The sequence below is a fragment of the Polynucleobacter sp. P1-05-14 genome (assembly GCF_018881675.1).
Lineage (GTDB): Bacteria > Pseudomonadota > Gammaproteobacteria > Burkholderiales > Burkholderiaceae > Polynucleobacter.
Genome location: NZ_JACVPV010000006.1, coordinates 84,509 through 108,334, shown reverse-complemented (window position 1 = coordinate 108,334; position 23,826 = coordinate 84,509). Strand labels below are relative to the sequence as shown.

21 protein-coding genes are annotated in these 23,826 nt (G+C 46.2%); 7 read left to right on the top strand and 14 right to left on the bottom strand.

The features are described from left to right. A complete protein-coding gene (locus ICN37_RS04485) occupies positions 1-1,107 on the top strand; it encodes an L-threonylcarbamoyladenylate synthase (RefSeq protein ID WP_216155178.1) in 1,107 nt (368 codons plus the stop codon). Here ICN37_RS04485 and dacB read toward each other — a convergent pair. Genes dacB through ICN37_RS04465 form a run of 4 tightly spaced genes read right to left on the bottom strand, consistent with a single transcriptional unit; the run spans position 1,053 to position 6,512 of the window. Further along, on the bottom strand, positions 1,053-2,582 hold the full coding sequence (gene dacB, locus ICN37_RS04480) for a D-alanyl-D-alanine carboxypeptidase/D-alanyl-D-alanine-endopeptidase (RefSeq protein WP_216155176.1): 1,530 nt from the start codon (positions 2,580-2,582) through the stop codon (positions 1,053-1,055). The two genes, ICN37_RS04485 and dacB, sit on opposite strands and share 55 nt — an antisense overlap. A 31-nt stretch (positions 2,583-2,613) precedes the next feature. Beyond that, positions 2,614-5,040, bottom strand: a complete 2,427-nt coding sequence (locus ICN37_RS04475; protein ID WP_216155174.1) for an ATP-binding protein — start codon at positions 5,038-5,040, stop codon at positions 2,614-2,616. 6 nt (positions 5,041-5,046) lie between these two features. After that, on the bottom strand, positions 5,047-5,670 hold the full coding sequence (locus ICN37_RS04470) for a response regulator transcription factor (RefSeq protein ID WP_072582788.1): 624 nt from the start codon (positions 5,668-5,670) through the stop codon (positions 5,047-5,049). Beyond that, positions 5,670-6,512 carry a diguanylate phosphodiesterase gene (locus tag ICN37_RS04465; protein ID WP_216155172.1) on the bottom strand — a complete coding sequence of 281 codons (843 nt, stop codon included), beginning with the start codon at positions 6,510-6,512 and terminating at the stop codon, positions 5,670-5,672. Before ICN37_RS04465 ends, ICN37_RS04470 begins: the two co-directional genes overlap by 1 nt. A 316-nt stretch (positions 6,513-6,828) precedes the next feature. Between ICN37_RS04465 and ICN37_RS04460 the strand changes: the two genes are divergently transcribed. The 3 genes from ICN37_RS04460 (at position 6,829) to ICN37_RS04450 (ending at position 9,653) form a co-directional block, all read left to right on the top strand. Continuing rightward, on the top strand, positions 6,829-7,119 hold the full coding sequence (locus ICN37_RS04460) for a co-chaperone GroES (protein ID WP_072582790.1): 291 nt from the start codon (positions 6,829-6,831) through the stop codon (positions 7,117-7,119). A 28-nt stretch (positions 7,120-7,147) separates the two neighbouring features. After that, positions 7,148-8,797: a chaperonin GroEL gene (groL, locus tag ICN37_RS04455; RefSeq protein WP_215320974.1), complete on the top strand. Its 1,650-nt coding sequence runs from the start codon at positions 7,148-7,150 to the stop codon at positions 8,795-8,797. 121 nt (positions 8,798-8,918) lie between these two features. Further along, positions 8,919-9,653, top strand: a complete 735-nt coding sequence (locus ICN37_RS04450; protein ID WP_216155170.1) for a hypothetical protein — start codon at positions 8,919-8,921, stop codon at positions 9,651-9,653. 10 nt (positions 9,654-9,663) lie between these two features. Here the strand turns inward: ICN37_RS04450 and ICN37_RS04445 are convergent, their stop codons facing one another. The 4 genes from ICN37_RS04445 to ICN37_RS04430 form a co-directional block, all read right to left on the bottom strand. Beyond that, on the bottom strand, positions 9,664-10,455 hold the full coding sequence (locus ICN37_RS04445; RefSeq protein WP_215320970.1) for a hypothetical protein: 792 nt from the start codon (positions 10,453-10,455) through the stop codon (positions 9,664-9,666). A 102-nt stretch (positions 10,456-10,557) separates the two neighbouring features. Next, positions 10,558-11,925 carry an NAD(P)(+) transhydrogenase (Re/Si-specific) subunit beta gene (locus tag ICN37_RS04440; protein ID WP_216155168.1) on the bottom strand — a complete coding sequence of 456 codons (1,368 nt, stop codon included), beginning with the start codon at positions 11,923-11,925 and terminating at the stop codon, positions 10,558-10,560. 33 nt (positions 11,926-11,958) lie between these two features. Beyond that, a complete protein-coding gene (locus tag ICN37_RS04435; protein ID WP_011903634.1) occupies positions 11,959-12,297 on the bottom strand; it encodes a proton-translocating transhydrogenase family protein in 339 nt (112 codons plus the stop codon). 25 nt (positions 12,298-12,322) lie between these two features. After that, complete coding sequence (locus ICN37_RS04430; protein ID WP_215320967.1) at positions 12,323-13,453, bottom strand: Re/Si-specific NAD(P)(+) transhydrogenase subunit alpha; 1,131 nt, start codon at positions 13,451-13,453, stop codon at positions 12,323-12,325. 177 nt (positions 13,454-13,630) lie between these two features. On the opposite strand from ICN37_RS04430, the gene mnmA reads away from it, so the two are divergent. Beyond that, a complete protein-coding gene (gene mnmA / locus ICN37_RS04425; protein WP_216155166.1) occupies positions 13,631-14,743 on the top strand; it encodes a tRNA 2-thiouridine(34) synthase MnmA in 1,113 nt (370 codons plus the stop codon). Between the two features lie 75 nt (positions 14,744-14,818). On the opposite strand, the gene ICN37_RS04420 is transcribed toward mnmA, so the two are convergent. Beyond that, positions 14,819-15,433, bottom strand: a complete 615-nt coding sequence (locus ICN37_RS04420; protein ID WP_216155164.1) for a glutathione S-transferase N-terminal domain-containing protein — start codon at positions 15,431-15,433, stop codon at positions 14,819-14,821. Between the two features lie 95 nt (positions 15,434-15,528). Here ICN37_RS04420 and purB point away from each other — a divergent pair, with 95 nt between their 5' ends. Together purB and ICN37_RS04410 are read left to right on the top strand one after the other, a co-directional pair. Further along, positions 15,529-16,908, top strand: a complete 1,380-nt coding sequence (purB, locus tag ICN37_RS04415; protein WP_215320961.1) for an adenylosuccinate lyase — start codon at positions 15,529-15,531, stop codon at positions 16,906-16,908. Beyond that, a complete protein-coding gene (locus ICN37_RS04410; protein WP_216155162.1) occupies positions 16,905-18,260 on the top strand; it encodes a 3-deoxy-D-manno-octulosonic acid transferase in 1,356 nt (451 codons plus the stop codon). The genes purB and ICN37_RS04410 overlap by 4 nt, the downstream gene beginning before the upstream one ends. Positions 18,261-18,275: 15 nt before the next feature. Here the strand turns inward: ICN37_RS04410 and secF are convergent, their stop codons facing one another. From secF to queA, 5 genes are all read right to left on the bottom strand, one after another. Continuing rightward, entirely contained in the window at positions 18,276-19,250 is a 975-nt protein-coding gene (gene secF / locus ICN37_RS04405) for a protein translocase subunit SecF (protein ID WP_072582798.1), read from the bottom strand. A 3-nt stretch (positions 19,251-19,253) separates the two neighbouring features. Next, positions 19,254-21,113: a protein translocase subunit SecD gene (gene secD, locus ICN37_RS04400; protein WP_215320957.1), complete on the bottom strand. Its 1,860-nt coding sequence runs from the start codon at positions 21,111-21,113 to the stop codon at positions 19,254-19,256. A 25-nt stretch (positions 21,114-21,138) separates the two neighbouring features. Next, positions 21,139-21,465, bottom strand: coding sequence for a preprotein translocase subunit YajC (gene yajC / locus ICN37_RS04395; RefSeq protein ID WP_216155160.1), 327 nt, complete (start codon positions 21,463-21,465; stop codon positions 21,139-21,141). Positions 21,466-21,599: 134 nt separating this feature from the next. Next, positions 21,600-22,757, bottom strand: a complete 1,158-nt coding sequence (tgt, locus tag ICN37_RS04390; protein ID WP_216155158.1) for a tRNA guanosine(34) transglycosylase Tgt — start codon at positions 22,755-22,757, stop codon at positions 21,600-21,602. Beyond that, positions 22,754-23,800 (bottom strand): tRNA preQ1(34) S-adenosylmethionine ribosyltransferase-isomerase QueA, encoded by a 1,047-nt coding sequence (gene queA / locus ICN37_RS04385; protein WP_216155156.1) that lies wholly within the window; start codon positions 23,798-23,800, stop codon positions 22,754-22,756. Before queA ends, tgt begins: the two co-directional genes overlap by 4 nt. Between the last annotated feature and the right edge of the window lie 26 nt (positions 23,801-23,826).

The following is a 23,826-nucleotide window of genomic DNA, read 5'->3' as shown; positions in this document are numbered from 1 at the left end:
ATGTCCGCAGACAGTAACCACTTGCAATCTACTGTAGTGATTAATGAGGCAGTACAAAGCTTGCGTGACGGTGGGTTGGTTGCCTTTCCTACTGAGACTGTTTATGGCTTGGGCGCGGATGCTAAAAATCCTGAAGCGATTAAGAAAATCTTTACCGCTAAGGGTCGTCCATCAAATCACCCTTTAATTGTTCACGTAGCTGCGCCAGATAAATTTGATCAAACTCAAGTTGACTGGGTTGCGCTCTTGGCGCCGTGGGTAAGAGATTTATCCGAGGAATCTTTAAAGCTCATTAATGTTTTTTGGCCGGGACCATTAACCTTGGTCTTCAAGAAAGATAAAAGTGTTTTAAATGAGCTGACTGGCGGCCAAGATACGGTAGCGATTCGGGCTCCTTCTCATCCTGTTGCTCAAGAGTTATTACGTAAATTTAAAGGCGGAGTTGTTGCGCCATCAGCCAACCGCTTTGGTAAGGTGTCTCCTACGAGTGCTGCAGACGTCCGTAATGAGTTCGAGGGTATGTTGGATTTAATGGTCCTAGATGGTGGCGATTGTGAAGTCGGGATCGAGTCAACCATTATTGATTTGTCATCTGGCGATAAGGCTGTGCTACTCAGACCCGGCGCGATCACTCCAAGTGAAATCTTTGCTAAGACAGGTGTGAAGGTTTATCAGCCTGGAGAAGTAAAAGGGAATGAAGCGGCCAATGAAGCGGCGGCAGATGTACCAAGGGTATCTGGAAGTCTCAAAGCCCATTACGCACCAACTACCCCTTTGCGCCTATATGCACCAGGTCGTGTCTTGGATGCCTTGAGTGAATATCCGGATATTAAATCGCGCGTCGCTGTAGCGGTATGGGATTCTGAGTCTTCTTTGGTTTTAGAGGACCATCCTTCAACAGATGTTGAAGAGGTGATTGTGTCTAGCGATCCAACCGCATTTGCTAGCAAGCTATATCGCACCTTGCGTGATTTAGATCAGCAAGGCTGGGATTTGATTTTGTTCCCTGAGCCGCCAGCGGGCGAGGAGTGGGATGGTGTTAGAGATCGTCTTCAGCGCGCATGCTTTGGTTCTGGCCCATCTTCAAGCAGCCACGACAGCAACTGATCGTGCGCCTCTAGACCCCTCCAGGCATTGGGGTGGTTGATGAATGAAGTCACTGCATACATCTTTCCGGATTTACTCATTACATAGCCTGAGATCGCTCGCACATCTGCAAGAGAGCCCGTTTTAATTCTGGCTTCTGGTTTTTTCTTGAGATGTAAAAACTTGCGCAGTTGAACCATCAGTCGATTGCGCATCGTGCCATCAGTGCCAGCAATTGGTAAGCTGCTATAAAAAATATCACCTACCGGTAAATTGCGAGCAGTGAGCAAGAGCTGATTCATCTGACTTGCAGAGATTGCTTCATTGCGAGATAAGCCAGAACCATTCTCGATCACCAGGCCCTCAAAGTCCAAACCATTTTGTTTGAGCCAGCTCTGAATGACTAACTCACCATTGGCAGTGGTTGCAGGTTTGCCCATCTTATCTAGAGCCATAGTCAAAAGAACTTGGCGAGCCATGACGTTATTGGAGTACTTGTTGATGTCTACAACATCATCGGCAAGTTTGCTGCCTTCAAATTGCAATAGAAGTCGAGCGGCTAAAGGAACTGAGCCATCTTTGCCGATAGGAGCTTGTGCCCAGCTGCCACCAGCTAATTCCCAGGCAGCAGCAAATCCTTGCGTTAGAAAGGTGTTGGCATCAAGCGCAACAACGTTAAAGTTCACTCCCTTACAGGAGCTTGGGAACGCCCCAGAGAACTGTGCAGTTAAAGGCTGAGCAGTATTGGTGACACCTTCCGGATCTAAATTAAAGCGGATATTGCTTTTCCAGTTATCGCATGAGCGATCAACCAACTGCATTTGGTTAGATACCTTTAGCTGGGAGAGGGGAGGGGTGTAGCTAATGTCAATAAAATTCGCGGTGCGTGACTTACCTAGTTGAAACGACAGGGTTCTAAATGCATAGAGCAGAGGATCTGGCGGAACGTTGTATGCACGTAGAGCTTCGCCATCAATAGTGTTGTGCTCCATGACACTAGCTGCATAAGCACTACGATCAAAGAATAGATTGCCATCAATCTTCTGAATACCAAGACCCTGAAGGTCTTTCATCATCTTGGCTAGCTCTTCCGGAACGAGTTTTGGATCACCCGTACCTTGTAAATAGAGATTGCCTTTCAATACCCCCTGACGAATCACTCCATCTGTATAGACATTAGTGCGCCAACGATATTGCGGACCCAGGACATCTAAACCAGAAAGCGTTGTTAATAACTTCATCGTTGAAGCGGGGTTCATTGGATCGCCACCGCGCCAATCTAAAACTTTCTTAGCTACATTCTTTCCGGGGCGAGCAGGCTCGATCTCGACAACTGAAATGCTTACGGCATCAAGAGGTATTTGATTGCGCTCGAGGCTACTCGCTACGGATGGTGGAATTACTGGGGATGCAGTCTCGCCGGCAAAGGCTAAAGAACTAGCCGTCCAAAGGAGGATTGCGATAAAAGCGGATGGGCGAAGAAGAGAAAAACGCATCCCCCATAGGATAAACCCACCGCATCAAAGATTAAAGCTTTGCATATTGAGATTGATACCTAGTAATAATTAGATTTTGGTCCTCCAGTAATTGAATGAAGGTGGTAATTTGAGTATCTAAATTCTTCTCTTGCTCTAGGGCTTCGCATGCTCTAGTAAAGTATTCGGCATTGAGGAGCTGTGCCCCTCCTTTGACTTTATGAATCATACTTCTGAAGGCGTCTTCATCTACGGCTTCATTTCTCAGTGAAAGAAGGGTCTCATCATGCACCTTTTTAATTTCTTCCAGAATGACCAGAATGTACTCTGGGCTATTTCTGAGGAGATTTCCGAAGGCGTCAAATGAATACTCCTCCAGACCTCTGGTTTGAGTTGGAGGTCCAGTTAATTCTTCGACTTGGAAATAGCGAGTAAGCTCATTCTCTAAAGTCATGAGGCTTAATGGTTTGATCAGAACACCATTCATGCCAGCCTCCAAGAATTGATGACGCGAATCTAGTGCATAGATATCTGCCGTAATGCCGATGATGATGAGATCTTGATTGCCTGTATTGCGTATGTGTTTGGCAAGCTCTGAACCCTGCATGCCTGGAATAGACTGATCGGTTAGCAGAAGATCAAAATACTTTTGACTGATGAGATCCAGAGCTGTGGTAGCGTTATCGCAAACTGATACTTCAATACCCAGCGCCTGAAGTTGAAGAAAGATAATTTGGCGGCTTGCGGCATGATCTTCAACAACTAATGCTTGTAATGGACGCTCATTATTTTGAGCACACTTGGAGACAAGCTTTCTGGATATATTGCAATGTTCAGGTCTAGAGGCTCTGGTTGCAGCAATGCTGGTACGTGGGAACGCAACGCAAAAATGAATATTGCTACCAAAGCCAGGCGCGCTCTCAAAGTAGAGTTGGCTGTTCATGGAGGTAACTAAGTGATTGGTAATGGTTAGGCCAAGCCCAGTGCCATTCACTTGTTCGTTATTACCCGGAATTTGCTCAAAAGCTTGCAGTGCTAGGGTAATTTCTTCTGTACACATGCCAACACCGGTATCAATGACTCTGAATTCAATCAGTTGCCCCGCATGATCATCTGCAAGCACGCTGATAGAGAAGTAGATTTCGCCATGATCGGTGAACTTAATGGCATTACTAATCAGGTTCTGCAGTATTTGGCGTAGACGTAAAGAATCTAACAACAAGACTTCTGCAATGCGTGGATCTTTTGAGGTATGTAGCTTGAGACTCTGTCTATGGGCCACGGTCGAGAATGCCGAACCGATGTCATCAATCAAAGCATTGAGATTGCAGGGCTCAATATTGAGCGTAAGCTTGCCTGCCTCTATCTTTGATAGATCCAAAACCTGGTTTAGGATTCCTAGAAGAGATTCTGCTGAAGAGTGCGCGCTCTTGAGTAAAGTTTTTTCATTTGTAGGTAGGGGGCTGCTAAGCAATAACTCCTGCACCCCTAAAATGGCATTCATGGGCGTGCGAATTTCATGGCTCATGGTGGCAAGGAAGGCAGACTTTGCGGCGTTTGCATTTTCTGCCTGCTCTTTCGATGAAATGAGTTCTTGAGCCTCTTCCTTTTGAAGTGATTGTTTCTGATGCATGCGCCAAAGCAAGGTAGAGCCTATCACTAGGATTGCCAAAGTGGAGAGCCAAGGTAAATGGTTGGGTGCAGATGGGTGGACTCTTTCAAAAGTAGATGCGTTGATGTTAAAAAGACCTCGTGATGCGATTGGATCTAGATTATTGAGAAAATGCTCAAGCACTCCATGCAAAGCTTCATCTTGATTGGAGATAAGCCAACGGTATTTGAAGGGCTCTCTTCTGTAAAGCCCATCAATTTGTAACTTATCTACGTTAAATTTCTGAATCAGTTGTTGCGCAAGACGAAGCGGTATGACAAGCGCCTCAATATCGTTTTTGAGAAGATCAAATACTAATTTTTCTGCATGACCGGATACGCTAGCTTGGGGGTGATTGGGTATTGGCGGGTTTTCAAAGCCACGGTCAAAGTAGGCAATATTAATTGGCTCAATAGGCGTATCGTTTTTTGACCGTTTAGTCAGAATAGCGTCATGCCCCCAAAAGATTGCTTCTGATAAGGACCCAAACATCAGATACTCATTATCTATAGCGGGCGGATCAATGATGAAATCTACCTCTCCATTGGCTAGTTGCTCAAGCCCCTCCTGATCACTCTTTCGCCACGTCGGTAAAAACTCCTGTTGGGTAAATTCGCTGAGCTTTTTTAGAAGGCTATGAAAAACTCCAGACTCACCCTTTCCATTCACATCTAAGTAAGGCGCATATTTTTCATGAATACTAAAACGTACTATGGGATGAGCATCGATCCATCTTTGCTCTGCTGAATTCAGTAAGTTCGCATAGGTATTGTTTAATATCCCATTTAATAGGATAAAAAGGGCAATACGGGTGATGGACCGACGCATGCTCAATTAGCTTTCGATAATATTGTTCATGCGACAGAACAAAATCAAGTCTGCAATATTGTTAATGCCTAGTTTGTCAAAGACTCTGGTCTTATAAGTAGCTACTGTCTTATTGCTGATATGCAGCATTTCAGAGATCTGCTGATTGGAGTTACCTTTGCCTAGATATTTCATAACCTGTAACTCACGATCAGAAATTAGCGCAAGCTTATCGTTGTCACTTAATGAGCTATTGCCATTTTTGCCATGAGTGAAAAAGTTATAGCCTTGGGATATGGCAACGCAAGCAGCTAGGATGACATCTGCACCTGCAGTTTTGTTTACAAAACCATGCCCGCCTAATGAGCGTACTCTCCCGCCATAAACAGCCTCGTCCATGCTGGAAAGAACAAGCATTCGAACCTCGGGATACATTAATCCGATACGGCGTATGACGTCAAAGCCATCCGTCTTGGGCATATCGAGATCCAGGATCACCATATTGGGGTTCACCTCCTTCATGGACCTAAGGCACTCCTCACCATTCTGGGCTTGCCCTGCGATCTCAAAAAGCAACTGGTCCTGCAACATACTTTTAAGAGCCATCAGCATTGCCGGATGGTCATCTACCAACATCACGCGTTTTCTCATTACTTGTCTCCGTTTTGGTTTGGGTGTGGATGAGGGTGCAGCGAAAAAATGGCTTTAGCGATACGACTATCGTTAATCTGCAGCATCTGATGGCGACTTACAGGCGACATCATGAGACCACCATAGGAATGGTCGGCAATCAGAGTGGAAGCGTTTTCTAAATCCTTTACTAACCCAATATTGCTGGCATAAAATTGTGTTGGTGAGTAGGGCGATTGTCTGAGTTGAGAAAGCACATTGCTTGCCAGCTCGCGTTCACGTATTTGACTCATATCGATATGAACGCCCTCTAATTGCATTTCCGTGATCCACTGCAACTCTTCAATGCTTCCGGTGAATTTCAGAAAATGTAGCAAGATGCCAAGCCGTCGTAAACGCAGCAACCCTTCTTTACAAGCATCGGCGATGTCAGGCTCAGGAATTGTTTGAATGCCAATACTTACCAAGCCCACTGGTAGGCGTGAGTTCAGAATGAGTTCACTCATTGCATCCACGTAGCGGCTTGAGGCTATGGCATGTGTTGGTATTGGCAAAATGCCAGGAATAAAGCGACCACTGCGATACCAATATGCGATGGTGTCTAAGCCTTCCATAAAAAGGCGCAGCAATTGCATGTCAGAGGCAGTCAGTAATGGTCTAAATAAAGATCCTGTCAGTTTGGTTCCCTTGCAGTTAAAAATGGGTTCATAACTAATCGCTTGTCGTTTAGACCAGGATTGGTGTTCTTCAAGGGCTTGGTTACTAAGTCCAAGCCAGGGGTCGCCACAGGCGTCTCGTACTTCTTGGAAGGGTTTGTTCTTCCATGCCTTTACAAGCGTGTACAGCCGGGATTTCGGGCTCATCAGCATTCTCCAGTCGGTGGCTATCCAGTCTAGGCAGGACGGATTGGAGCGGTAAGGGCTTTAGGCTGATTTATCTGTAGGAATCGGCCTACCAGCCTGTCCCCATTATAAAAATAGGCTAAATCCTTAAAGAATTTATGGTGATCCGCCCTTGAAATCCCAGGAATGAGACCTATATAATCAGCACTCCCTACACGCGAGTGCTAAAACAGCTGGTTTTTAGATAAATTAGCCTTAGTTTGCGTGTGAGAGATTACAAAGCATTGATTTATATAGTTTATTTAAATAGTTAACACTTACTAATATAGGAGAAGAGATGAATTTGCGTCCCTTACATGATCGCGTAATCATCAAGCGTTTAGATCAAGAATCAAAAACTGCTTCCGGAATCATTATTCCTGACGCTGCTGCAGAAAAGCCTGATCAAGGTGAAGTTTTGGCAGTAGGACCGGGCAAGCGCGATGACAGCGGCAAATTAAACGCACCTGACGTCAAAGTAGGCGATCGCGTGTTGTTTGGCAAATATGCAGGTCAAACAGTAAAAGTTGACAGCGAAGAACTCATCGTGATGCGTGAAGACGACATCATGGCTGTTGTACAGAAGTAATTTCGGTATTTAAGAGAGGAATTTAATCATGGCAGCAAAAGACGTTGTATTTGGAGATAACGCCCGCACCAAGATGGTCGAAGGCGTCAACATTCTTGCTAATGCAGTGAAAACAACTTTGGGACCAAAAGGTCGCAATGTAGTAATCGAGCGTTCATTCGGTGGACCAACGATCACTAAAGATGGTGTATCCGTAGCAAAAGAAATCGAACTCAAAGACAAGCTCCAGAACATGGGCGCGCAGATGGTTAAGGAAGTTGCTTCCAAAACTGCTGACATCGCTGGTGACGGTACAACTACCGCTACTGTATTGGCGCAGTCTATCGTTCGCGAAGGCATGAAGTATGTTGTTTCGGGCCATAACCCAATGGACCTGAAGCGTGGTATTGATAAGGCTGTTGCAGCTGCTATTCAAGAACTCGCAAAAATCAGCAAGCCTTGCACCACTACTAAAGAAATCGCTCAAGTAGGCTCTATTTCTGCAAACAGCGACCACAGCATTGGTCAGCGCATTGCAGAAGCCATGGAAAAAGTAGGTAAAGAAGGCGTTATCACTGTTGAAGATGGCAAGTCATTAGAAGACGAGCTTGAAGTAGTTGAAGGTATGCAGTTTGACCGCGGTTACCTCTCTCCATACTTCATCAATCAACCAGAAAAACAAGTTGCCGTATTGGAAAGCCCATACGTACTCTTGTTTGACAAGAAGATCGCTAACATCCGTGATTTGCTCCCAGTACTCGAGCAAGTAGCAAAGTCTGGCCGTCCATTGTTGATCATTGCAGAAGATGTTGAAGGCGAGGCCTTGGCAACTTTGGTGGTGAACAACATCCGCGGCATCATCAAGACTTGCGCTGTTAAGGCTCCTGGTTTCGGTGACCGTCGTAAAGCCATGTTGGAAGACATCGCGATTTTGACTGGCGGCACAGTAATCGCTGAAGAAATCGGCCTTACACTCGAGAAAACAACTCTTGAGCACTTAGGTCAAGCAAAGCGTATCGAAGTAGGCAAAGAGAACACCATCATCATCGATGGCGCTGGCGATGCTAAAGCGATTGAAGCTCGTGTGAAGAATATTCGTGTTCAGATCGAAGAAGCAACTAGCGACTACGACAAAGAGAAATTGCAAGAGCGCGTAGCCAAATTGGCTGGCGGTGTTGCGGTGATTCGTGTTGGTGCTGCTACTGAAGTAGAAATGAAAGAGAAGAAGGCTCGTGTTGACGACGCATTGCACGCAACTCGTGCAGCAGTTGAAGAAGGCATTGTTCCTGGCGGTGGCGTAGCGTTGATTCGTGCAATGCAAGGTATTAAGGGCTTGAAAGGCGATAACGCTGATCAAGACGCTGGTATCAGCATCGTATTGCGCGCTATGCAAGAGCCATTGCGTACGATCGTTAGCAATGCTGGTGAAGATGCTGGTGTGGTTGTTAATGCAGTACAAGCAAGTACAGGCAATAACGGCTACAACGCAGCTACTGGTGAATACGGCGACCTCGTTGCACAAGGTGTTATCGACCCAACTAAGGTAACAAAAACTGCATTAGTAAATGCTGCTTCTGTTGCTGGCTTGTTGTTGACAACTGATTGCGCAATCTCCGAAGCACCAAAAGATGAATCTGCTGGTGGTATGCCTGATATGGGTGGAATGGGTGGAATGGGTGGAATGGGCGGCATGATGTAATAGCTGTTACTTTCCACAGCTTTCTGGCTGTAGAAATAAGAGCGCCTGGTTCAAAAGACCAGGCGCTTTTTCTTTATAGGAGTAAGCTTTACCCAACATTACCACTGGAACGGGCTTCAAGATGACCGGTCGCACTCAAGCAAGTCTCCTCATTTCAATGGGCTCACTCTTTCTGAGTTCTATCCTTCTTTGTGGGGGTGTAATTGCTCAATCCGCTGACTCTCAGCTGGTATTTCAGAAAAGTGTCTCAAATCTGCGTAATCAGCGTTATTGCGAAGTTCTGGTGGGCAAGCGAGCTTGGCTCAATTTGGAAGTAAAGGTATTTAATACGCAAGGACTTAATCTTTGCCCTGAAGCCCAGTGGAAAGAGTTAACTAAAGACTCTATTTCTAAAAAATTTGATGCGTCCTTTGTCCTGTTAAATGGTCCTCGTTATTGGACGATGGATGAAATACAGGCGGCAGGCAGCACTGTCAATGACGTCAAAGAATCCTTTGATGGTATAGAGATGAATTTACGGGCAACTATCCAGTTGAGCTTGCTCAAGCAATTGATGGGTAGCAAACAATACACCCCCAATGAAATTTCTCGTACTACTAATTTCATTTATAGAGTTGGTAGCGCTGTATATGAACTCACCTCCCCTGGAGGTGACGTGTATGTGATGCAATCTTATTCACAAATCGTTAATCCTGCTCTCAATATGAAAGATCTTCCAGTATTGGGCGAGCAGTTGAAATTACCTGCTGGTTGGACTTACCGCAGCCGAGTACTCGATCAAGAGCTTTCTTTGGTAGCCAATGGCATTGCCTATGTACTGCAGGACAATTTATCCAATAGCTACCAGAGAAGGTAGTGTTGTGATGTTACTGCCAAGCCTTTTGAAGTCTCAAAAAGTCGGCATTAATGTATTCCGAGCTCTGTAGTTGATGTGGAAATTCCAAAGAAAAAATCACATACAGTGCAAATCCCATCAAACCTAAGTACAGGGCCGTCAGGAACCAGTCCTCCTCTTTCTTAACTGCCATCGAGTAGCCGCTTAGCAAGGCCCCTATTGAGAGTAGAGCAAATAAAAAGCGTTCAATAATTGCAGGGGGATGGTGTTTTGCATTGAGTATCCCCTCTTGGTAAATGTCTAAAAGGTGAGTGAGCTGGGGTCTTAAAACGGTATTGGCTAAATCCTTGGTACTAGCTGGTGCGCGAGGTATTGACTCATTAATTTCTTTATTTAACTTGTTTAATAGTTTTCCCATGGCATCGAGCTTGCCGTCGAGATCATCAAATGTTTTGATGTCTTCGTATACAGAAATTCTCAAGGTAATCATTTGCTGTAATGTATCTTTAACAATAGCCTGATCTTTAGGGTTTAGGTAACTGCTAGATTGATAGACTTGCTTCGCACTATTTGCCTGATCACGTATGACACGCATTCGAGTATCAAAGTGATCGGCAGCATTTGAGAAAGTAAAGCCAAGCACTAGCGCTGAAAGCCCAAAAATTGCTGTTGCCAATGAATCGCGGACAACAACATGTTCGGAAGTGCGAGCCCGATATCTGCCATATAGCCAACCTATCAATAAGAATGTCAGGATGGATGAAAAAAATATGAGGGGCGCATATTTAACAATGCCGAGGTGATTCCCAAGAAAATAATTCATACCAAGCTCTCGTAGGGTGGTGTGGCTATATTGATAAGTTTGTTTAGTGTAATAAAAAACCGCCCGAAGGCGGTTAATTATTTAATGACCTGAAGGGTTGACTTACTCAACAGCCTTAACCATCTCTTCAACTACCTTCTTCGCATCACCGAAGACCATCATGGTTTTATCCATGTAGAAGAGTTCATTATCTAGGCCGGCATATCCAGCCGCCATCGAACGTTTGTTCACGATGATGGTTTTAGCTTTAAATGCTTCCAAGATTGGCATACCAAAAATTGGGCTACCTGGCGTACGTGCAGCAGGGTTTACCACGTCATTTGCACCAAGCACCAATACAACATCAGCCTGACCAAAGTCGCTATTGATATCTTCCATCTCAAATACTTGGTCGTATGGAACTTCAGCTTCGGCCAAGAGTACATTCATATGACCAGGCATACGACCTGCTACTGGGTGAATCGCATACTTCACTGTCACACCATGATGAGTCAACTTTTCAGTCAATTCTTTCAATGCATGTTGAGCGCGAGCCACTGCCAAGCCATAACCTGGAACAATGATCACAGTGTCAGCATTTTCCATGAGGAAAGCCGCATCTTCAGGCGATCCTGTTTTGTAGTTCTTAGGGCCGCCATCATCGCCACCGCCTGCAGCAGCTTCAGCACCAAAGCCGCCAAGCAATACAGCCAGGATGGAGCGGTTCATCGCCTTACACATGATGTAAGACAGAATCGCACCAGATGAGCCTACGCAAGCACCCGCAATAATCAATACTGGGTTGTTTAAGGTGAAGCCAATACCGGCCGCTGCCCAACCTGAATAGCTGTTCAGCATGGATACAACCACCGGCATATCAGCACCGCCGATAGGGATGATTAAGGTTACGCCCAATATCAAGGCAATGGCACACATTGCCAAGAAGGCTGCGTGGCTGTCACCCATGTAATAAGTAACGCCGGCACCAACCATCGAAATAGCTAAAATCAAGTTCAGCAAATGTTGACCAGCAAAAGTCACTGGCTTACCACTGACCTTGCCAGATAGCTTGCCGAATGCAATCACGGATGCAGTGAAGGTAATAGCACCAATGAATGCGCCGATGAAGAGCTCAATCTTCTGTGCACCAGTATGGTCATGCGCTGGATTAAATACAGCAGCGATCGCAATTAACACAGCTGACAAACCTACGAAGGAGTGCATCAAAGCAACCAACTCAGGCATCTTAGTCATTTGCACGCGCTTAGCGGCAATGGTTCCAATAATCGCGCCACCAACAATGGCAACGCCGATCAAAGAGATGACTGGTTTGAAATCAGGAATGAAGAAAGTGGTGATGACTGCTAACAACATACCAATCATGCCGAAGGTGTTGCCTTGACGTGAAGTGGTTGGTGAAGACAAGCCACGCAAAGCGAGGATGAACAACACCGATGAAATGAGATAAGAAATAGCGGTTATGTTTGACATAGTTTTGGTCTCTATATAGGTCTTGTTCTAGGTTTATTTGGTTCCAGCCGCATCAGCTTTGGGAGCTTTTTTCTTGAACATTTCAAGCATGCGACGGGTGACCATAAAGCCACCAAAAATATTGATAGACGCGAGGAATACCGCTACTGCACCAATAATGCTGGTGAGGGTGATTTCATCGCCACCGATAACTTCAGTTTGGAGCAATGCGCCAACAATGATGATGCCGGAGATGGCATTGGTCACCGCCATTAAAGGCGTATGCAATGCTGGCGTAACATTCCAAACGACGTGATAGCCAACAAAGATGGCCAATACAAACACGGTAATGTTTTGAACGGTGAGGATGCTTTGAAAGGCAGCGAGATCCATAGTATTTCCTTAGTATTTTTTACTATTAGTTTTTGCGGACGGCTTGGCCATCACGACACATTAAGCAAGCAGTAACGATGTCATCATCACTTGGGATAACTAAATTGGCTTCTTTATCCACAATGAGTTTCATGAAATCGAGCAAGTTACGTGAGTACAGTGCAGAAGCATCTGCGGCAACCATGCTAGCTAAGTTGGTGTAGCCAACAATTTTCACGCCATTTACATCAATTACTTTGTCTGCTTGCGTTAACGGGCAGTTACCTGAACCGTTATCACCTTTGCCAGCGGCCAAATCAATCACGATCGAGCCTGGCTTCATATTGGCAACAGTGTCGCTATGTAATAGGACTGGAGGTTTACGTCCAGGAATCAATGCGGTTGTGATCACGATGTCAGCTTGTTGCGCACGCTCTGCAACCAAGGCCGCTTGACGCTTCATCCAGGCCTCAGGCATTGGGCGGGCATAGCCACCAACGCCTTTTGCAATTTCACGCTCTTCATCAGTTTCGTAAGGAACGTCAACAAACTTGGCGCCCAATGATTCAATTTGTTCTTTAGCGGCTGGACGAACATCAGATGCTTCAATCACAGCGCCAAGACGTTTTGCTGTAGCGATTGCTTGTAAGCCTGCAACACCAGCACCCAGGATTAGTATGCGAGCCGCTTTAACAGTTCCCGCAGCAGTCATCAGCATTGGCATGAAGCGTTGATATTCATTTGCGGCAACCAATACTGCTTTGTAACCAGCAATATTTGCCTGCGAAGATAAAACGTCCATGCTTTGTGCGCGGGTTGTGCGTGGTGCAGCCTCCAAGGAGAATGCAGTAACGCCTTGCGCTGCCATGGCTGCAATCATGTCGTTATCAAACGGATCGAGCATGCCTAAGAGCACGGCACCGGATTTAATTTGCTTGAGTTCAGCCGCCTCAGGCGCACGTACTTTGAGCACAATCTCAGCACCGAATGCATCTGCAGCGCTGCCAATGGTTGCGCCGACAGCCTCGAATGCAGAGTCAGGTTGACTGGCTTTTACCCCGGCGTCTTTTTGAATCACGACGGTATGACCTTGACCAATTAATTTTTTAACGGTTTCTGGTGTGGCGGCTACTCGAGTTTCCCCGGGCCTTGTTTCCAGTGGCACTCCTATGCGCATGGCATGTCTCCAAAAGCAAAAATTTATAAAAAATCTATTTTAGTTAAATAGGGCTTGTTGCGCCTATTTACTCACCCCTAAGTCCTTTTGCTTGGTTTTTGCCCGAAATTCTGTGGAATCAGGCTAAGACTTCTACAATATGGTCTGTAAGCTTATATTGAATTCTCGCATTTTTTGATGATCCCGCTCAATTCTTCCTCAATCCCGCCCTCACAGCCCAAGAAAGTCGTTATTGGCATGTCTGGAGGGGTAGATTCGTCAGTTGCTGCCTGGATGCTAAATGAGCAAGGCTTTGAAGTTATTGGCCTTTTTATGAAAAATTGGGAAGATGACGATAACGACGAGTACTGTTCTGCTCGTCAAGACTGGCTCGATGTGGTCTCGGTCGCCGATATGATCGGAATAGACGTCGAAGCAGTCAATTTTGCTGCCGAATACCGTGAGCGTGTATTTGCTGATTTCTTGCGTGAGTACGCCGCAGGGCGAACACCCAATCCCGATGTTTTATGTAACGCCGAAATTAAGTTCAAGGCTTTTTTAGATCACGCCATGAGTTTGGGTGCGGATGCGATTGCTACTGGCCACTATGCGCGCGTGCGGCATGAAGGTGGCAGGGTGCAGTTGTTAAAAGCTGTTGATGCCAGTAAAGATCAAAGTTATTTCTTGCATCGTTTAACGCAGCAACAATTAGCAAAAGTGATGTTCCCGCTTGGAGAAATTCCCAAAACGGAAGTCAGAAAAATTGCAGAGCAAATTGGTTTGCACAACGCTAAAAAGAAAGACTCCACCGGTATTTGCTTTATTGGTGAACGTCCTTTTAGAGAATTCTTAAATCGTTATTTACCGCGCGTACCTGGCCCGATTAAAACTCCCGAAGGTAAGACGGTTGGTGAGCATATGGGCTTAGCCTTCTTTACCTTAGGTCAGCGCAAGGGCATTGGTTTGGGTGGCAGTCAAGACGGCAATGGTGACGCTTGGTATGTGGCGCGCAAGGACGTTCCTAATAACACTTTGTATGTGGCCCAAGGCCACGAACACCCGTGGCTATTGGCTAATCAGCTTGCTGCCATGGATGCCAGTTGGGTTTCTGGTGTGGTACCAACACCTGGAAGTTATTCTGCTAAGACTCGTTATCGGCAAGCAGATTCTGCTTGTATATTGAGTTCTGGTAATGAAGCGCTGAGTTTTGACTTGAGTTTTCCAGAAGCGCAGTGGGCTGTTACACCTGGACAATCCGCTGTTCTTTATGACGGAGACGTTTGTTTAGGTGGTGGAATTATTTCTTCATAATTTTAATCAGCAAGCAGCGGATACAAAAATGCCAATCAGTTTTGATTGGCATTTTTTAATTAAGCGGTAAGTGAATTAGGCGGCCGGTGGTTCAGTTTCAATAAAGGAAGGTCGCTGTAATAATTTTTGATACAGGCGATCTAAATTTGGATACTGGGTTTGCCATTTCACTTCCGGAAAGCGAAATAATAAATATCCGATTGCGCAACCTACGGCGATATCTGCCAATGTAAGTTGATTGCCATGACACCAGGCATTTCCACCCAGTTGCTCGGACATGTGACGCAGCCCCACATCAATTTTGCTCATCTGACGATCAACCCATGCCTGGCTTTGTTGTTCAGTTGGGCGCCATGTAAGTTCTAGACGAGCCAAAATACTCGCGTCGACAATTCCATCTGCTAGTGCTTCCCAGGTTTTCACGGCAGCACGTTCACGGTTATCAGTAGGAATAAGCTTGCTTACTGGACTGAGGCCGTCGGCATATTCGGCAATGACGCGGGAGTCATAAATGGCCTCGCCATCGTCAGCCATAAGGCAAGGAACCTTCCCTAGGGGGTTGTTAAGGGCTATTTTGGTGTCTGCAGCCCAAACATTCTCTAATTCGAGGTCAACATCGACCTTTTTCTCGTTAAAAACAATGCGTACTTTACGTACATAGGGGCTGGTTAGGGATCCGATAAGTTTCATGGGCTCAAGTATAGCCATCCTATTTGGGCTTTGCTGTACTCCAGAACGCATTAAAATCAGCTTTTATTGACATATTCAATGCAAAGGCAATATTCGTGAGTCAGCCGCTTTCAACCCTTAATGCCCTTTCCCCCCTAGATGGCCGTTATGCCGGAAAACTGGATGCCTTGCGTCCCTGGCTTTCCGAAGCCGCTTTTATGCGCCAACGTGTTTTTGTGGAAATTCATTGGCTCTTGGCTTTGGCTGCTGCAGGCTTGCCTGATGTCCCAAAAATTAATGCTGCTGACGAAGCCTTTCTCCTTTCGCTCCCAGAAAACTTTTCTGATGCAGATGCTCAGCGCATCAAAGATATCGAAGCAGTAACGAACCACGACGTAAAGGCAGTTGAATACTTCTTGAAAGAAAAAGTTGCTGGACGACCAGATTTATTGAAAGCAAGTGAGTTTATTCACTTTGCCTGCACATCGGAAGACATCAACAATACCTCTCACGGTTTAATGTTGCGTGGTGCCCGCGATGAGGTGCTCTTGCCCCAACTCAGAAAAGTACTTTCAGTGTTGACTGATCTCGCGATTGAGAACGCTAAAGTGCCATTGCTCTCTCGCACTCATGGCCAGCCAGCTTCACCAAGCACTTTGGGTAAAGAGATTGCCAATATTGCCAAGCGTTTAGAACGTGCGATCGAGTCTATCGCCGCCGCTCCTTTGCTAGGCAAGATGAATGGCGCAGTGGGTAATTACAATGCTCACATGTCAGCCTATCCTGATTTTGATTGGGAAAATTTTTCCAAGAGTGTGGTTGAAAAGCGTCTAGGTTTAACGTTCAATCCTTACACCATTCAAATTGAGCCACACGACGGTATGGCTCAGCTCTTTGATGCGATTGCTCGCGCTAATACGATTCTTTTGGATATGGATCGCGACTTCTGGGCCTACATCTCCGTTGGTTACTTTAAGCAGCGCACTAAAGCAGGCGAGATCGGTTCATCGACGATGCCGCATAAAGTCAACCCGATTGATTTTGAAAACTCCGAAGGTAACTTGGGCGTGGCCAATGCGTTGCTGCGTCACCTTGCTGAAAAATTACCAATCTCTCGTTGGCAACGCGACTTGACTGACTCCACTGTTTTGCGCAATCTAGGCCCTGCTTTTGGCCACAGCGTACTGGCTTATGACAGCGCCTTGCGCGGCCTTGGTAAGTTAGAGGTAAATCACGCTGCCATTGCTGCTGACTTAGACGCATGCTGGGAAGTGTTGGCTGAGCCAGTGCAAACGGTGATGCGTCGTTACGGCATTGAGAATCCCTATGAGCAGTTAAAAGAATTGACTCGCGGCAAAGGGATTAATCAAGCAGACCTGCAAACCTTTATTCGTGGTTTGAAGATTCCTGAGGATGCAAAAGCACGTTTGTTGGAGATGACACCATCTTCTTACTTAGGTAAGGCGGTCGAGTTGACCGAACGTCTCAAAAAGTGAGTTTGACTCCCAATTCAGAATACGGGGTACGTCCCCGGATCTGGTTTGCTGCTTATCAATTGCTATGGCATCTCTTATTGCCTTTAGCGTTCATTCGTCTGGCTTGGCGTGCACGTCACGCCTTCCCCTACCTTCATCACATTCCTGAGCGATTGGGCTTTGGCTACAGCAAGCCTATTTCTCAAGGCTCTATTTGGATTCATGCGGTATCGGTAGGCGAGACGCGTGCGGCTCAACCATTGATTGAGGCTTATTTAGCTAAGGGCGAATCTATTTTGCTCACCCACATGACTTTGAATGGCCGCCGTACTGGCAAGCAGTTATTTGTTAAAGAGATTGCTGCTGGGCAAATTCGACAAGTCTATTTGCCTTATGACATATGTTGGGCTGTGGAGCATTTCTTGCAGACCTTTAAACCAAAGCTGGGCCTTTTCATGGAAACCGAGGCGTGGCCAACTGCGGTCTTTCGTTGCAAAGAAATTGGCTTACCCCTATTTCTAGTGAATGCTCGCCTTTCCGAGAGAAGTGCCCGACGTGTTAATCGATTTGGTGAAGCGGGGCGCGCATTATTTCAGGCCTTTACAGGAATCCTGGCACAGACTGAGTTTGATGCTGGGCGTTACCGTAGCCTAGGTGTTAAAAATGTCGTTATTACTGGCAATCTGAAATTTGATGTTCCACTCGATCCAAAACTGCTTGCTGAGGGTAAAGAATGGCAGAGGGAGCTACATGCAGGAAATCGCTTGATGGTGTGTGCAGCCAGCACGCGCGATGGAGAAGAGGCCATCATTCTGAAGGCTTGGAAAGATTTGCTCTTAAGTAATGCATTTGAAACTCCTCCATTACTTTGTTTGGTCCCGCGCCATCCCGAGCGCTTCGCAGAGGTAGCAGATCAAATTAACAATGCTAGTTTCAAGTTTCGCCGTCGTAGCGAGTGGGCCGGGATTCCGAGTGAGTGTGCCGGATTGGATGTTGTTCTGGGCGACTCCATGGGCGAGATGCCGATGTATTACAGCGCCTCTGACTTAGTACTTATGGGTGGAAGCTTGCTGCCCTTTGGAGGTCAAAACTTGATTGAGGCTTGTGCAGCCGGCTGCCCTGTTCTCTTGGGCGAGCATACCTATAACTTTCAACAAGCTGCCTTAGATGCGATTGATAGTGGCGCTGCTAAACGCATTCATGGTGAATTGCTTTTAACAGAGCCAATAGCCTTAATGGATGCATTGAAAGAATTGCTTCTAAATACTCATGAATTGGCACAGATGGGTGCCGCTGCTCAGGCTTATTCAACTGAACACCAAGGTGCAACTAACAGAATTTTAGCTGCCCTTGATCAACAAAACTGTCGCTGAACTAAAAAGACTGAGTTAGACCCGCGCTCCGTAGTTCGGATCATCTTTGCGGGCATCATCATCTGGCTTTTTATCGCCCTTCACCAAATCTTCACGTGTAACACCGAGCCACATGGCTAATGCTGCAGCCACGAAGACTGAAGAGTAGATACCAAACAAAATACCAATGGTCAGTGCTAATGCAAAGTAGAAGAGTGTTGGGCCTCCAAAGACCAGCATTGCCAGGACCATCATCTCAGTACTGCCGTGGGTAATAACAGTACGGCTAATGGTGCTCGTAATCGCGTTATCAATGATTTCACGGGTATTCATCTTGCGATATTTGCGGAAGTTCTCGCGAATACGGTCAAAGATCACGACGGATTCGTTTACTGAATAGCCAAGAACCGCAAGAACGGCTGCCAATACTGAGAGGGAGAACTCCCACTGGAAGAAGGCAAAGAAACCCAAGATGATGACAACGTCATGCAAGTTTGCAATGATGCCGGCAAGCGCAAACTTCCACTCAAAACGGAAGGATAGATACACCACGATGCCAATGATTACAAAGATGAGTGCTTTTAAGCCGTCAATAGCCAACTCTTGACCCACCTGTGGGCCAACAAACTCAACGCGCTGCAATTTCACGCCAGTCGTTGCTGGTTCAAGCGCTTGCATTACTGCCGTGCTCTGATCAGCAGAAGAAATCAATTTGCCTTCAGCATCTTTTTGTAATGGTAGGCGAATCATGACATCGCGTGAGCTACCAAAGTTCTGAATTTGAGTATCTGCATAGCCCAACTTCTCAACCTTGGTACGAATAGAGTCCAAGGGTGCAGTTTGTGGATAGCTGACTTCCATCACCGTTCCACCAGTAAATTCGATGGAGAGATGCAGGCCGTTATGCCAGAGGAAAAAGACTGCAGCTAAAAAAGTAACTAAAGAAATCGCATTAAGCACCAATGCATGGCGCATAAAGGGAATATCTTTTTTGATTCGGAAAAATTCCATGGCTTATTTCTCCTGTGGACGCCAAACTTGGCCAATAGCGAGTTTTTGAATCTTCTTATGTCTGCCATACCAGAGGTTAACAAGGCCACGTGAGAAGAAGACAGCCGAGAACATTGAAGTCAGAATACCTAAACAGTGAACTACTGCGAAGCCTTTGATGGGGCCTGATCCAAATGCCAATAAGGCTAGACCAGCAATCAAAGTCGTTACGTTAGAGTCCAGAATCGTTGCCCAGGCTTTGTCGAAGCCGACAGAAATGGCTGTTTGTGGTGAAGCTCCGTTACGTAACTCTTCACGAATACGCTCGTTAATTAACACGTTGGAGTCAATCGCCATACCCAGAGCTAAGGCCATTGCAGCGATGCCCGGCAAAGTGAGTGTGGCTTGCAGCATCGATAGCACTGAGATGAGTAAGAACAAGTTCACCGCTAAAGCGACAACGGAGAAAGTGCCAAACAGTAAGTAGTAGACCATCATAAAAATCGCGATCGCAGTAAACCCGATCAAGAGCGACTTAAAGCCCTTCTCAATATTTTCTGCTCCAAGGCTTGGTCCAATAGTACGTTCTTCAATGATTTCCATTGGTGCTGCTAATGATCCAGCGCGCAAGAGGAGGGCTAAGTCATTAGCGCTCTCGGTAGTTGGTTGACCAGTGATTTGGAACTTAGAGCCAAACTCACTTTGAATGGTAGCGATTGTGAGTACTTCACCTTTACCTTTTTCAAACAAGATCATGCCCATCGGCTTACCGATATTTTCGCGAGTCACTTCCTGCATAACGCGACCACCAGCAGCATCTAGGGAGATGTTTACAGCAGGACGTTGGTTTTGGTCAAAGCCAGCGCTAGCATCCGTAATGCGATCTCCACTGAAGATCACTGATTTTTTAAATACACCCAAGCGATTTTCACCAAAGCGGAAAGTATCCATGCCTGGAGGAGGAGTTTCGCCTAAGCCGATGGTAGACGCCAAGGGGTCAGCTAAGCGAGACTCTAGAGTTGCTGTACGACCGATGATGTCTTTGGCACGAGCGGTATCCTGTACGCCAGGTAACTGCACCACAATGCGCTCAGCACCTTGTTGTTGAATCACTGGTTCTTTAACCGCCAATTCGTTCACACGCTTATTCAGGGTAATGATATTTTGCTTAACGGCGTTATCTTGGATGGCTTTAAGGGCGGATGGTTTAAATTCACCTACTAGCTTAGGTAACGAGCCATTTGATTTAATAAGCCAAATTAGTTCAGGTTGTGCCGTTGTTAGCAATGAGCGTGCCTGTTCAGCATCTTCGACATTGGCGAAATTGATCGATATGGAATCAGCGCCACGCTCAATGCCTTGATGGCGAATGCTCTTGTCACGTAATTGACTGCGAATATCGCCTGCCAAGGAAGTCACTTTTTTCTGGACTGCGCCCTTCATATCCACTTGCAAGAGGAAATAGACGCCGCCACGCAAATCAAGACCTAGTGGCATTGGTAATGCGTTGATTGCACTTAACCAGCCCGGTGTATTGGATAGCAGGTTTAAGGCAACGGTGTAGTTGGGATCATTTTGATCAACATTTAATTTCTGTTGCAAGAGATCACGTGCGCGCAACTGAATGTCAGTGTTATTGAAGCGAACTTTGATAGAGCCTACATTGCCAGCGACTTCGAAGAAGAGACCGGTATTACTAATGTTGGCTTCCGTCAGAATTTTTTCGACACGAGCCTGCGTTGCCAAGTCAACCTTGATGGTTGGCTTGGCAGACGAGACTTGAACCGCTGGAGCCTCACCATAGAAATTGGGCAATGAATATAGTCCGCCGATCAGTAATGCAACGGCAATGACTAGATATTTCCAGAGAGGGTAGCGATTCATATTGAGATACTTTTAAACAAATAAATTAAGCAGACTTCAGAGTGCCTTTTGGCAATACTGTAGTGATGGCACCTTTTTGCATGTGCACTTCAGTGCCAGCAGAAATTTCAACGGTAACTATTTGGTCTTTCAATGCCGTTACTTTGCCCATGATGCCGCCAACAGTAACAACCTCATCACCAACGCCTAATGACTCGAGCATTGCCTTAGTTTCTTTTTGACGCTTCATTTGTGGGCGAATCATGATGAAGTACAAAACTGCAAACATCAAAATCAAAGGGAGAAAGCTCATCAAGCCACTGGAATCTGCGCCCGCTGCAGGAGCTTGGGCAAAAGCGTTACTAATCCACATACAAAACCTCCGTTAATTACCAATTAAAAACTGCGATATTTTTCGACCTTTAAACCGATGGCCGTAACCCGCAATTCTAAACTGTGTGGGGCTTTGGAGGTGATTTACAGGGGGTTTTGCCCCCTGTAGGGCTATTAGTCCTGTCCAGGCTCAACACCACGCTGGCGATTGCTATGAAATTCCTCACGATAGGCGCTAAAGCGGTCTTTGCTGAGAGCCTCGCGGACCTCAGTCATCAGCTGGAGGTAGTAGGACAGGTTATGAATGGTGTTTAGCTGGGACCCTAGGATCTCATTCGCCTTTTGGAGGTGATTTAAATAGGATCTGGTGAAGTTTTGGCAGGTATAGCAGGCGCAGGTAGGGTCTACTGGGCGATCATCGTCCTTGTACCCAGAATTACGGAGCTTTAGGTCGCCAAAGCGGGTAAAGAGCCAGCCATTGCGGGCGTTGCGGGTTGGCATCACGCAATCGAACATATCAATGCCTAGGCTAACGCCCAATATCAGATCTTCTGGAGTGCCAACGCCCATTAAATAATGAGGCATATGTTCTGGCAATTTGGGTGCAGTGAAATTGAGAATCCGCTCAAACTCGGGTTTAGGCTCTCCAACTGATAAGCCACCAATAGCAATCCCATCAAAACCTTGCTGACTTACGGCATCTAAAGAAAATTCACGAAGATTCTCGAACATGCCGCCTTGAACGATGCCAAAGAGTCCGTTGCCTGTATTTAGTTCGCGAAAACGCTTAATGGAGCGATCACCCCAGCGCAAAGACATTTCTAGCGATGCACGGGCTGTTTTTTCCGAGGTAGGTTGACCTTTGATTTCATAAGGAGTGCATTCATCAAACTGCATCGCGATATCGCTATTGAGAACCGCCTGAATTTCCATTGACACTTCTGGAGACATAAATAATTTGTCGCCATTGATTGGAGATGCAAAGGTCACGCCCTCTTCAGAGATCTTGCGCAGCGCGCCCAAACTAAATACCTGAAAGCCGCCAGAGTCAGTGAGGATCGGTTTGTCCCAACCCATAAAACGATGCAAGCCACCATGTTTTTTAATCACATCTAATCCCGGCCTTAACCAGAGATGAAAGGTATTGCCTAAAATAATTTGGGCTTTGGCTTCATTCAAATCACGCGGTGTCATTGCCTTGACGGTGCCATACGTTCCCACGGGCATGAAGATTGGTGTTTGCACGCTGCCATGTGGAAGGTCAAGCTGACCAAGGCGAGCTGGGCTTTGCGAGTCGCGTGCCAGGATATTGAAGTGAACAGGTTTGGTCATAACTTTGGATTCTCGAGTCGACATAGAAACATCGCATCTCCATAGCTGAAGAAACGATACTTCTGATGAATGGCATGTTGATAAGCGGCGCGAATGTTTTCCATTCCCGCAAAAGCACTGACCAACATTAATAAGGTAGATTTTGGCAGATGAAAGTTGGTAAGCAAACAATCTACAGTTTTAAATTGGTAGCCTGGGGTAATAAAGAGATTGGTCTCGCCGCTACTTTGCCCGCTAGCAGCCTGGCTCTCGAGTGCGCGCAGACTGGTAGTGCCTACCGCAACAACTCTGCCACCATTTTTCTTGGTGGCCTCAATAGCTTCTAATGTCTCATTGGGAATGGAGAACCATTCGTAGTGCATCTTATGTTTTGAAAGATCTTCTTCGCGCACGGGCGTAAATGTTCCTGCCCCCACATGTAGTGTGACAGCTGCTTGTTGAATGCCTAATTTCTTAAGTTCTTGCAAGATAGATTCATCAAAATGTAGGCCTGCTGTTGGGGCAGCTACCGCCCCTGGATTTTTGGCGACGACTGTTTGATAACGCTGCGCGTCTTCTCCATCAGGTTGATGCTCAATGTAGGGCGGTAATGGGAGCTCACCAAAACGTTCAAGCAAGGAAAATACATTTTCCGGAAAGCGAACCTCATAAAAACGTCCGTCATACCCAATCATCTCTACAGGAAAGGTTTCGCCAGCCTGATTGTGAATATGAACAGTGGTTCCAGTCTTAGGTACCTTGGAGGCTCTAATTTGAACCCAGGCCTGCTTTTCGCCGCTAATGCGTTCAATGAGCAGCTCCACGTTCCCGCCAGTCTCCTTTTTGCCGTGTAAGCGCGCAGGAATAACCTTGGTGTCATTAAAGACTAATAAGTCCCCGGGCTGAACAATGCTCAGAATGTCCTTAAACTGTCGATCTACCAATTGGACGTGATTTGGCCCATCAGCCTTGACCTCTAAGAGGCGGCTATCGGTTCTATTCGCCAAAGGATGTTGGGCGATTAGTTCGGGTGGGAGTTCGTAATTAAAGTCGGAGAGTTGCATAGCATTACCATCAGGTATTAGATTTT

What these genes read in the sequence shown, in the direction of transcription:
- ICN37_RS04485 (WP_216155178.1), top strand. Translation starts at nt 1, where the DNA reads ATGTCCGCAGACAGTAACCACTTGCAATCTACTGTAGTGATTAATGAG.
- dacB (WP_216155176.1), bottom strand. Translation starts at nt 2,582, where the DNA reads ATGCGTTTTTCTCTTCTTCGCCCATCCGCTTTTATCGCAATCCTCCTT.
- ICN37_RS04475 (WP_216155174.1), bottom strand. Translation starts at nt 5,040, where the DNA reads ATGCGTCGGTCCATCACCCGTATTGCCCTTTTTATCCTATTAAATGGG.
- ICN37_RS04470 (WP_072582788.1), bottom strand. Translation starts at nt 5,670, where the DNA reads ATGAGAAAACGCGTGATGTTGGTAGATGACCATCCGGCAATGCTGATG.
- ICN37_RS04465 (WP_216155172.1), bottom strand. Translation starts at nt 6,512, where the DNA reads ATGAGCCCGAAATCCCGGCTGTACACGCTTGTAAAGGCATGGAAGAAC.
- ICN37_RS04460 (WP_072582790.1), top strand. Translation starts at nt 6,829, where the DNA reads ATGAATTTGCGTCCCTTACATGATCGCGTAATCATCAAGCGTTTAGAT.
- groL (WP_215320974.1), top strand. Translation starts at nt 7,148, where the DNA reads ATGGCAGCAAAAGACGTTGTATTTGGAGATAACGCCCGCACCAAGATG.
- ICN37_RS04450 (WP_216155170.1), top strand. Translation starts at nt 8,919, where the DNA reads ATGACCGGTCGCACTCAAGCAAGTCTCCTCATTTCAATGGGCTCACTC.
- ICN37_RS04445 (WP_215320970.1), bottom strand. Translation starts at nt 10,455, where the DNA reads ATGAATTATTTTCTTGGGAATCACCTCGGCATTGTTAAATATGCGCCC.
- ICN37_RS04440 (WP_216155168.1), bottom strand. Translation starts at nt 11,925, where the DNA reads ATGTCAAACATAACCGCTATTTCTTATCTCATTTCATCGGTGTTGTTC.
- ICN37_RS04435 (WP_011903634.1), bottom strand. Translation starts at nt 12,297, where the DNA reads ATGGATCTCGCTGCCTTTCAAAGCATCCTCACCGTTCAAAACATTACC.
- ICN37_RS04430 (WP_215320967.1), bottom strand. Translation starts at nt 13,453, where the DNA reads ATGCGCATAGGAGTGCCACTGGAAACAAGGCCCGGGGAAACTCGAGTA.
- mnmA (WP_216155166.1), top strand. Translation starts at nt 13,631, where the DNA reads ATGATCCCGCTCAATTCTTCCTCAATCCCGCCCTCACAGCCCAAGAAA.
- ICN37_RS04420 (WP_216155164.1), bottom strand. Translation starts at nt 15,433, where the DNA reads ATGAAACTTATCGGATCCCTAACCAGCCCCTATGTACGTAAAGTACGC.
- secF (WP_072582798.1), bottom strand. Translation starts at nt 19,250, where the DNA reads ATGGAATTTTTCCGAATCAAAAAAGATATTCCCTTTATGCGCCATGCA.
- secD (WP_215320957.1), bottom strand. Translation starts at nt 21,113, where the DNA reads ATGAATCGCTACCCTCTCTGGAAATATCTAGTCATTGCCGTTGCATTA.
- yajC (WP_216155160.1), bottom strand. Translation starts at nt 21,465, where the DNA reads ATGTGGATTAGTAACGCTTTTGCCCAAGCTCCTGCAGCGGGCGCAGAT.
- tgt (WP_216155158.1), bottom strand. Translation starts at nt 22,757, where the DNA reads ATGACCAAACCTGTTCACTTCAATATCCTGGCACGCGACTCGCAAAGC.
- queA (WP_216155156.1), bottom strand. Translation starts at nt 23,800, where the DNA reads ATGCAACTCTCCGACTTTAATTACGAACTCCCACCCGAACTAATCGCC.